Here is a 2,309-nt window from a genome sequence, read left to right on the forward strand (position 1 = left end):
GGCGGTGGGGGTGGTGCCGGCGGGGCGCAGGACGCGTTTGAGGTTGGTGGCGGCGGCGGCTTCGAGGTCGCCCCAGTTCAGGCCGGTGGCGTTGGCGGCGCCGGTGAGGTCGATGGCGTTGACGTCGCGGTGGGTGGCGAGCCAGGGGGCGATCTCGGCGGTGTGGCCGGTGATGAGGTTGACGACGCCGGCGGGGACGTCGGAGGTGGCTAGGGCCTCGGCGAGGGTGATCGCGGGGACGGGCCGGGTTTGGGAGGCCAGGACGATGGTGGTGTTGCCGGAGACGATGATGGGGGCCAGGACGGAGACCAGGCCTAGGAGGGAGGAGGTTTGGGGGGCGAGGGCGGCGACGACGCCGGTGGGTTCGGGGGCGGAGATGTTGAAGTAGGGGCCGGCGACGGGGTTGAGGCCGCCGAGGATCTGGGCGTACTTGTCGGACCAGCCGGCGTACCAGACCCACCGGTCGATCGCGGCGGAGACGGTGGTCTCGGCGCGGGTGGGGGTGAGGCCTTCGGCGGCCTGGACCTCGGTGACGAACTGGGCGCGGCGTGATTCCATGACCTCGGCGACGCGGTAGAGGACCTGGCCGCGGTTGTAGGCGGTGGCCCCGGCCCAGCCGGGGAGGGCCTTGCGGGCGGCGGTGACGGCGTCGCGGGCGTCCTTGCGGGAGCCCTGGGCGGCGTTGGCCAGGAAGGTGGGGGTGCGTCCGGTGGTGTAGATCTCGTAGGAGCGGCCGGACTCGCTGCGGGGGAAGGCGCCGCCGATGTAGAGCTTGTAGGTCTTGCGGACGTCGACCCGGGAGGGCGCGGCCGTCTTCCCGCGGGGGGTGCGGGTGGGCTTGGTGGTGGTTTTGGGGGTGGTGCTCATGTGGGGTCTCCGGTGGTGACGTAGGCGCTCAGGCCGTGGCGGCCGCCTTCGCGGCCGTAGCCGGACTCTTTGTAGCCGCCGAACGGGCTGGTGGGGTCGAACTTGTTGAAGGTGTTGGCCCAGACGACGCCGGCTTTGAGGTGGTCGGCCATCCACAGGATGCGGGAGCCTTTCTCGGTCCAGATGCCGGCGGACAGGCCGTAGGGGGTGTTGTTGGCCTTGGCGACGGCTTCGCCGGGGGTGCGGAAGGTCAGCACGGACAGGACGGGGCCGAAGATCTCTTCCTGGGCGATGCGGTGGGTCTGGGCGACGCCGGTGAAGATGGTGGGGGCGAACCAGAACCCGTTGGCGGGCAGCTCGCACTCGGGGGACCAGCGGGTGGCGCCCTCGGCCTCGCCGACGGCGGCCAGGGTGGTGATGCGTTCGAGCTGGGCGGCGGAGTTGATGGCGCCGATGTCGGTGTTCTTGTCCAGTGGGTCCCCGACGCGCAGGGTGGCCAGGCGGGTCTTGAGCTTGGTCTCGACCTCTTCGGCGATGGATTCCTGGACCAGGAGGCGGGACCCGGCGCAGCAGACGTGGCCCTGGTTGAAGAAGATGCCGTTGACGATGCCCTCGATGGCCTGGTCCAGCGGGGCGTCGTCGAAGACGATGTTGGCGGCCTTGCCGCCCAGTTCCAGGGTGGCTCTCTTGCGGGTGCCGGCGATGGTGGTCGCGATGGCCTTGCCGACGGCGGTGGAGCCGGTGAAGGCGACCTTGTCGACATCGGGGTGGGCGATGAGGGCCTGACCGGTCGGGCCGGCGCCGGTGATGATGTTGACCACGCCGGGGGGCAGGTCGGCCTGTTGGCAGACCTGCGCGAACAGCAGCGCGGTCAGCGGGGTGGTCTCGGCGGGTTTGAGGACGACGGTGTTGCCGGTGGCCAGGGCCGGGGCGATCTTCCAGGCCAGCATGAGCAGCGGGAAGTTCCACGGGATGACCTGCCCGACCACACCGTGCGGGCGGGGGCGGTCCCCCAGGGAGGCGTAGGAGAGTTTGTCGGCCCACCCGGCGTGGTAGAAGAAGTGCGCCGCGGCGGTCGGGACGTCCACGTCGCGGGACTCCCGGATCGGTTTGCCGTTGTCCAGGGACTCCAGCACCGCGAACTCCCGGGCCCGTTCCTGCATGATCCGGGCGATCCGGAACAGGTACTTGCCCCGGTCCGTCCCGGACAGGGCCGACCAGCTGCCAAAGGCCGTGCGGGCGGCGGCCACGGCCCGGTCGACGTCCTGCTCGCTGGCCTCGGAGACCTGCGCCAGGACCTCCTCGGTGGCCGGGCTGATCGTCTTGAACGGGGTGCCCCCACGGGACTCGACGAACTCCCCACCGATGAACAACCCGTAGGAGCTGGCGATATCGACGACGGCACGGGACTCCGGCGCCGGGGCGTACTCAAAAGTCGGCAT

The 2,309-nt window shown here is 70.8% G+C and carries 2 protein-coding genes; both read right to left on the bottom strand.

The features are described 5' to 3' along the window. The coding region (locus DA085_RS20550) for an aldehyde dehydrogenase family protein (protein WP_109474863.1) at positions 1 to 867 on the bottom strand (867 nt) is incomplete at its 3' end. Beyond that, the coding region (locus DA085_RS20555) for an aldehyde dehydrogenase family protein (protein ID WP_109474864.1) at positions 864 to 2,309 on the bottom strand (1,446 nt) is incomplete at its 5' end. The genes DA085_RS20550 and DA085_RS20555, both read right to left, overlap by 4 nt.

It is taken from the genome of Ornithinimicrobium cavernae (genome assembly GCF_003121625.1).
Taxonomy (GTDB): domain Bacteria; phylum Actinomycetota; class Actinomycetes; order Actinomycetales; family Dermatophilaceae; genus Ornithinicoccus; species Ornithinicoccus cavernae.